Below are 6,568 nucleotides of genomic sequence, written 5' to 3'. Positions count from 1 at the left end.
AACCCACTGTCCGGGATGGGTTGACCACTACAAGATGATCTGATCTACGAGCACAGACGGAACCCGATCTTCGAGCATCTCATCGGCCACATCTACTCGGTCGAGCAAGGTGATCACCACGAGGGCAGGGGCTACCACATCCATGCTGCTTACTTCTTCAATGGCAACGAGGTGCGTGGCGATGTCTACAAGGCCATCCGGCTAGGCGAGTTGTGGGAAGACATCACCCGTGGCCAGGGCTATTCGCATAGCTGTAATCACGACAAGGAGCAGCATGGAGACGAGTGTGGTATCGGTCGCATCAAGAGGAGTGATCGAGGGATTCGGCGCCATGTACACAAGGTGGTGAAGTATCTCGTCAAGGATGCTCAGCATCTGCGCTTGAGGCCCGAGGGAGCTCGATGCCTCAGGACGGGAATGCTCCGATAGTCGAACATCATGGGCGAGGATGGTGTGTCTCAATACCGCATCCATCGTTTGAATGGAAGATCTGTCCACTTTGTTTACATGCCAAAAGTGGACAGGTCGCCATGGCAAGGTTGCCGCGCTATGGTCGAGCCGTCACCTACCCGGAGGTTCGCCATGTTCACTTTGCTGATCTCGCCTCATGATGTCCTGATCTTCGTCTGTCAGGGAGCGGTCCTGCTTGGACTGGCCAGGATGGCCTATGGCGGTGCAGTCCAGTGAGCGTCCGGACTTCAATACCGTCGCGGTATCGATCCCGCTAGTCAGGCTGCTTCATCGTGAACAGCCTGTCAGACTGCTTCTGCTGGAGTGGCTGGGGCGCTGCTGACTCAGCCCCACTGGTTGTTGCAGATTCGCTGCACAGCCGCGTTGGCCGTTCGGCGATCAAATCCCTCCGGGTCGAAACAACCACCGGCCCATTCCAGTGTGCTTCGGCCTTCCTCGCTGGACGGTTGCTGGATCAGTGCCAGAAAGTCCAGATAACCCGGCACACCGCCTACATCCTCGGGAGGGCAGGCGCGGCGCCATCCAGCACCTCGCACCAGGTGCCCGTGAAGTCGCAGGGCTCGATAGTCTCCACGGCGATCACATGCTGCCAGCTATCGCCAAAATCGTAGAGGTAACGCAGGCGGTCGCCTTCCTTCAGCATGCGGCGCAGCTTGAACTTGCGGTCATCCAGCGCCTCGTCGTCGTCCACGAATTCCGTATCCAGGGGCATGTAGCGGTTCATCCCCAAACTGAACTCATGCAGATGGCTGCTGTGCCAGCCCATGGTCGCCTGAATGAAATGGTGCAGTTTGCGCAGGGTGCAATCGCCGCTGACGCGGATGCGCCTCCAGATCGGCGGATCGAGCTGCAGCGGCTCTAGCTGGATGTGCAGTGTGTAGAGCAGAGGTTGAGTGGCCATGTCTTTATCCTTGCTCAGTGATACAGCCACGGCTGCAGTTCATCCAGGTTGGCGACGACAATCTGCTGCGCCGTTGCCTTGGCATGCACCTTGGTCGGGTCGATCTGATAGCGCTGCAGCACGTATTGCACCAGAGCGCCGCGGGTTTCGATTACCAGTCGGCCATCCTGCATACCGTAGTCGGCCTCGATGATGGCGCGTTGTTCCGGTTTCAGTCGCGAGTCGGGTTCGATGATCACCGGCAGTGAGGTGGTCCAGCCCGGATCACTCTCGCGGCCGTGATCGGTAGGGTCGTCCATCAGCTCCGGTATGCCCCGGAAGCGGCTCAGAACGAAGTCACGATAATCCCGATTCTTCTCGCAATAGGCCCGCACATGCCAGCGCATGCCGGTGTAAACCAGGGTGTGCGGGGCGATCAGGCGGGTTTCGCCATCGGGCGTGGTGAAGGACACGTACTCGCATTCCAGGCGCAGACTCTCCCGGCAGGCTTTGAGCAGCGGGCGCAGCACTTCCGGCCTTACCGAGCGATCCGGCACTGCCAGTACCTCTGTGTGTGCATAGGCCAGTGCCAGGCCCTCGATATGCGGGGCGCGCTCATGGTTCTGGTTGAGCAGGTGCAGGTAGGCGCTGGCGCTGTCGTCGATGAATAGCGGTTGGAAGCGGCGGCTCGGGACGTACCCCTTCAAATGCTTGTCATATTCGAGGTTCTTCGGCGCGTGTTCGCTGATGTAGCTGTTGATGTCCTTCGACGCCTGTTGGCGGCTGATGCCGAAGCTCTGCATCAGGTGATTGGTGGTCAGGCGGCCTTCCCACCAGGCCACTGTCTCGATCAGGCGATAGCGCAAGGCCAGATCCCAGCGCACGGACTCGATTGATTGCTTGCGTTTCATGGCCCCTCCATCTGCTCGAAAACTTTACCTGTACAGGCAAACACTCTAGATACGTCTAGTCACGCTACATATCTTGATTCGCACAAGCAAGCCGGCAGCGCCGGCCAATCCAGGAAGAGCAATCAAGGAGTAGCAACATGGCATTGATCAATTGTGAAGAATGCGACCGTATGGCCAGCGACCAGGCAGCAGCCTGCCCGCACTGTGGGGCGCCTATCGCTAAGCAGCCGGCACCTGTTCAAGCCCAACCCAGGGTTCAGGTTATCCGCAGCGTTGGTTTCTGGCTCGGCGTGGGCATTCTCCTGTTTCCAATCGTCTTCGTCTGGTTCTTGCTACGTCAGGGCCACAGCACCACTAGCCGGGTAATTGGCTTTGCCTGGCTGGCGCTGATGCTGGTTGGCATGGCCACCAGCGAGCGCAGCCCCAGCCGGTCCGTCAGCAGCAATCAGAGCCAGCCGGCCAAGGTGGTGGTGCCTGCTGAGCCGCTGCGCGAAATCAGTGCCCAGCAACTGGCTCAGGCCTACGACCGCAACACGGTGGCGGCGGACCAGCAGTTCAAGGGCAAGCGCTTCAAGGTCACCGGCGTGGTCGACTCGATCAACACCGATCTGTTCGGTAACCCTTACGTGACGCTGCGCGGCGGAGTGAACCCGTTTATGCAGCCGCAGTTTGAACTGGATAAGACACATGCCAATTATGCTGCCGGTCTCCAGTCCGGAATGCGCATCACCATGACTTGTCGTGGGCGTGGTGATGTGGCGAAAACCCCCATGTCGGACGAGTGCGTACCGTCGAACTGACTGTGGCGATAAAATGCACAGGGCGCGGCTTTACCCGTGCCCTGCCAGTGGATAAGGTGACGAACATCGCAGAATGGCAGGTCGTGGTATTCCAGGGATGGCCCCAAAGGCGCTGGCGCTCCAAGTGCCTGCCTCAGAGCCTCCCTCCGGTTTCCCCCTCTCGTTCGTTTGCTACCAGTTTTGAGTATTGGCCGGCCCATCTGACGGTGGGCGGCATGGGGAGTGTTATGCATGAGTGATTTGGCCCAGGCGTTGCTGGCGGCAGTACCGGAAGACGGCGGCAGCATCGGCAATCAGGCCCTCTATGAGCGGCTCAAGAGCCAGTTCACCGGCCTGAGTGAAGAGCAGTTCTGGGAATCGCGCGATGCGCTGATCGGTGAGGGCGTACTGGTCAAAGGCCGCGGGCGCGGTGGTTCTGTGCTGCGCGCCCAGGCCGCAGGTGCCAGTCTGGCGGCGCAGGCGCTAAGCAAGGCGCGCGAGCGTTTCGAGCCGGCTGTGGCCGAAATATCTGCCAGTTATGTCGTCGAGGCCGAAGCCAGCAAGGGCAAGGTGGTCAAGGTACAGGCTGCCACCAGCATCGAGGCCATGGAGAAAACCCTCTGGGCCACCGCCGACAAGCTGCGCGCCAATATGGACGCCGCCGAGTACAAGCACATCGTGCTCGGGCTGATCTTCCTTAAGTACATCTCCGACAGTTTCGCCGCCCGCCGCGCCGAGCTGGAACGCAAGCTCACCGACGAGAACGACGACTACTATCTGGGTGACGACGATCCCGAGGTGCTTAACGCCGAGCTGGAAGACCGTGACTACTACCGTGAGGTCAACGTGTTCTGGGTGCCGGAAGTGGCGCGCTGGGAGTCGATCCGCGCCGCCGCCAAGCAGGTGGATATCGGCAAGCGCATCGACGAGGCCCTGGCCGCCATCGAGGCGGAAAACCCCAAGCTGAAGAACATTCTCGACAAGCGCTACGCCCGCGCCCAGCTGCCCGATGGCAAGCTCGGCGAGTTGGTGGACCTGATCTCCACCATCGGTTTCGGTGACGATGTTGGCAAGGCGCGTGACCTGCTCGGCCAAGTCTATGAATACTTCCTCGGCCAGTTCGCCAGCGCCGAAGGCAAAAAGGGCGGGCAGTTCTACACCCCGGCCAGCATCGTGAAAACCCTGGTGGCGGTGCTCAACCCGCACCATGGCAAGGTTTACGACCCCTGCTGCGGCAGCGGTGGCATGTTCGTGCAGTCGGAGAAATTCATCGAAGCCCACGGCGGCAAGCTGGGCGATGTGTCGATCTACGGCCAGGAATCCAACCCCACCACCTGGCGCCTGGCGGCGATGAACCTGGCCATTCGCGGCATCGACTTCAACTTAGGAAAAGAGCCGGCGGATACCTTTATCCGCAACCAGCACTCTGATTTGCGTGCCGATTTCATCCTGGCCAACCCGCCGTTCAATATCAGCGACTGGTGGCACGGCAGCCTGGAAGGCGACCCGCGCTGGGTGTATGGCACTCCGCCGCAAGGCAATGCCAACTACGCCTGGCTGCAACACATGCTCTACCACCTCAAACCCAGCGGTCGCGCCGGCATTGTGCTGGCCAACGGCTCCATGAGCTCCAGCCAGAACAGCGAAGGCGATATCCGTCGCGCCATGGTCGAGGCTGACGTGGTGGAAGTGATGGTCGCCTTGCCCAGTCAGTTGTTCTTCAACACTCAGATTCCTGCGTGTCTATGGTTCCTCGCCAAACAGAAAACCGCCCGTCCCGGCGAAGTGCTGTTTATCGACGCGCGCAAGCTCGGCACCAGCGTCAGCCGCGTACAGATCGAACTGACTGACGCGGATATCGAACGCATCGCGCAAACCGTCGCCAAATGGCGCGGCGAGCCGCTGGATGTGGGCGGCGAGATTGCCGAGTACCGGGACATCCCCGGCTTCTGCCGCAGCGTTACCCTGGCTGAAATCGCCGAGCATGGCCATGTGCTGACGCCGGGCCGCTATGTGGGTGCCGAAGAGGTTGAAGACGACGACGAAGCCTTTGCCGACAAGATGCAGAAGCTTACGGAAAAGCTCGGTGAGCAGATGGCTAAGGGCGCGGAGCTCGATCAGTTGATCCGGCAGAAACTGGGGGGGCTGGGATATGAGTTCTGAGTGGCAAGTCGTGCGTATTGAAGATATCGCTGCAAAGCGCCCTAGTGCTATGGCAACAGGACCCTTTGGCTCGAGCATCGGCGCGAAATACTTTCAGAATGCAGGTGTCCCGGTAATTCGGGGCTCGAATTTGAGCCCAGACATTCAGACCAAGTTGGATGATTCGGGTTTGGTATTCGTTTCGGATGAAAAAGCGCGCGAGTTTGACCGATGCTTGGTTGGTAAAGGGGATCTGGTTTTTACCTGTTGGGGTACGATCAATCAGGTAGGGTTGATTGACAGGGATGCAGCCTATGAGGGCTACATTATCTCAAATAAACAGATGAAGCTTACTGTGGATGAGCAACGTGTAGATCCTCGCTTCATCTATTATGTTTTTTCAGGGCCTGAAAAGCAGGCAGAAATTATTGACAATGGCATTGGTAGCTCAGTGCCTGGATTCAATCTCGGGCAGTTGCGTAAGCACGAGGTGCTTCTGCCCTCCCTGCGCGAGCAAAGGGCTATAGCTGATACACTCGATCTATTCACTGACCGTATCACCCTTCTACGAAAAACCAATGCCACCCTGGAAGACATCGCCCAGGCGCTGTTCAAATCCTGGTTCGTCGATTTCGATCCCGTGCGCGCCAAGGTCGAAGGCCGTCAGCCTGAAGATATGGACGCCGCCACTGCTGCCCTGTTCCCCAATAGCCTCGAAGAGTCCGAGCTGGGGTTGGTGCCAAAGGGGTGGAGTACTTCCAAACTAGGTAATGTTTGTGACTATTTAAATCGAGGCATCTCTCCAAAGTACGTTGAAGCTGGTGGTGTACTAGTCATCAATCAGAAGTGTATTCGTGACTTTTCAATCGATTTCACCAAAGCCCGCAGGCATGACCCGTTTCAGCGCAAAATAGATGGTCGTGGTCTAGCTGTTGGTGACGTGCTGGTGAACTCAACCGGGGTTGGTACTCTTGGCCGTGTAGCGCAAGTGCTAGCTCTGTCCGAACAAGCAATTGTGGATTCGCATGTCACAGTAGTTCGTGCTGGTACTGGCTTGACCTGGTCATTCTTAGGGCAATGGATGATGCATCAGCAACCTCAAATTGAAGCTATGGGTGAGGGGTCAACAGGGCAAACAGAGCTTTCTAGATCGAAACTAGCCGAGTTGAGACTTACTGTTCCTCCTGCATCAATTTTGAGTATCTTTGATGGCCTAGTGTGGCCACTAAAAGAACGCATTGCATTAAACGAAAGCAGAGTTCAAGTCATCACCCAACTCCGCGGCACCCTATTACCCCGTCTAATCTCCGGCCAACTGCGCCTGCCGGAAGCGGAGTCGATGCTAGATGCTGTAAGTTAATGGCTGTTTGAATCACCTGATTTAA

General features: G+C 58.1%; 4 protein-coding genes and 2 pseudogenes. 4 read left to right on the top strand and 2 right to left on the bottom strand.

Annotated features, from left to right (window positions below; all coding sequences use genetic code 11):
- Window positions 1–33 precede the first annotated feature (33 nt).
- A pseudogene (locus HMPREF2924_RS36665) lies at window positions 34–429 on the top strand (hypothetical protein); the annotation flags it as partial.
- Between the two features lie 365 nt (window positions 430–794).
- Here the strand turns inward: HMPREF2924_RS36665 and HMPREF2924_RS28120 are convergent.
- Window positions 795–1,372, bottom strand: a pseudogene (locus HMPREF2924_RS28120) (plasmid pRiA4b ORF-3 family protein).
- Between the two features lie 14 nt (window positions 1,373–1,386).
- A complete protein-coding gene (locus tag HMPREF2924_RS28115; RefSeq protein ID WP_003127947.1) occupies window positions 1,387–2,262 on the bottom strand; it encodes a helix-turn-helix transcriptional regulator in 876 nt (291 codons plus the stop codon).
- A 137-nt stretch (window positions 2,263–2,399) separates the two neighbouring features.
- Here HMPREF2924_RS28115 and HMPREF2924_RS28110 point away from each other — a divergent pair, with 137 nt between their 5' ends.
- The 3 genes from HMPREF2924_RS28110 to HMPREF2924_RS35095 all read left to right on the top strand — a co-directional run bounded on the left by HMPREF2924_RS28110 (window position 2,400) and on the right by HMPREF2924_RS35095 (window position 6,543).
- Complete coding sequence (locus HMPREF2924_RS28110; RefSeq protein WP_023094897.1) at window positions 2,400–3,062, top strand: OB-fold protein; 663 nt, start codon at window positions 2,400–2,402, stop codon at window positions 3,060–3,062.
- A gap of 231 nt (window positions 3,063–3,293) precedes the next feature.
- Window positions 3,294–5,204, top strand: a complete 1,911-nt coding sequence (locus tag HMPREF2924_RS28105) for a class I SAM-dependent DNA methyltransferase (protein WP_023094896.1) — start codon at window positions 3,294–3,296, stop codon at window positions 5,202–5,204.
- Window positions 5,194–6,543, top strand: a complete 1,350-nt coding sequence (locus HMPREF2924_RS35095; RefSeq protein WP_003134354.1) for a restriction endonuclease subunit S — start codon at window positions 5,194–5,196, stop codon at window positions 6,541–6,543. The genes HMPREF2924_RS28105 and HMPREF2924_RS35095 overlap by 11 nt, the downstream gene beginning before the upstream one ends.
- Window positions 6,544–6,568 lie beyond the last annotated feature (25 nt).

It is taken from the genome of Pseudomonas sp. HMSC063H08 (genome assembly GCF_001813645.1).
Classification (GTDB): Bacteria; Pseudomonadota; Gammaproteobacteria; order Pseudomonadales; family Pseudomonadaceae; genus Pseudomonas; species Pseudomonas aeruginosa.
This window is presented reverse-complemented; position numbering and strand designations above follow the sequence as displayed.

Excerpts from the sequence above, each read along its gene's own strand:
- HMPREF2924_RS35095 (WP_003134354.1), top strand. The coding sequence starts at position 5,194 with ATGAGTTCTGAGTGGCAAGTCGTGCGTATTGAAGATATCGCTGCAAAG.
- HMPREF2924_RS28105 (WP_023094896.1), top strand. The coding sequence starts at position 3,294 with ATGAGTGATTTGGCCCAGGCGTTGCTGGCGGCAGTACCGGAAGACGGC.
- HMPREF2924_RS28110 (WP_023094897.1), top strand. The coding sequence starts at position 2,400 with ATGGCATTGATCAATTGTGAAGAATGCGACCGTATGGCCAGCGACCAG.
- HMPREF2924_RS28115 (WP_003127947.1), bottom strand. The coding sequence starts at position 2,262 with ATGAAACGCAAGCAATCAATCGAGTCCGTGCGCTGGGATCTGGCCTTG.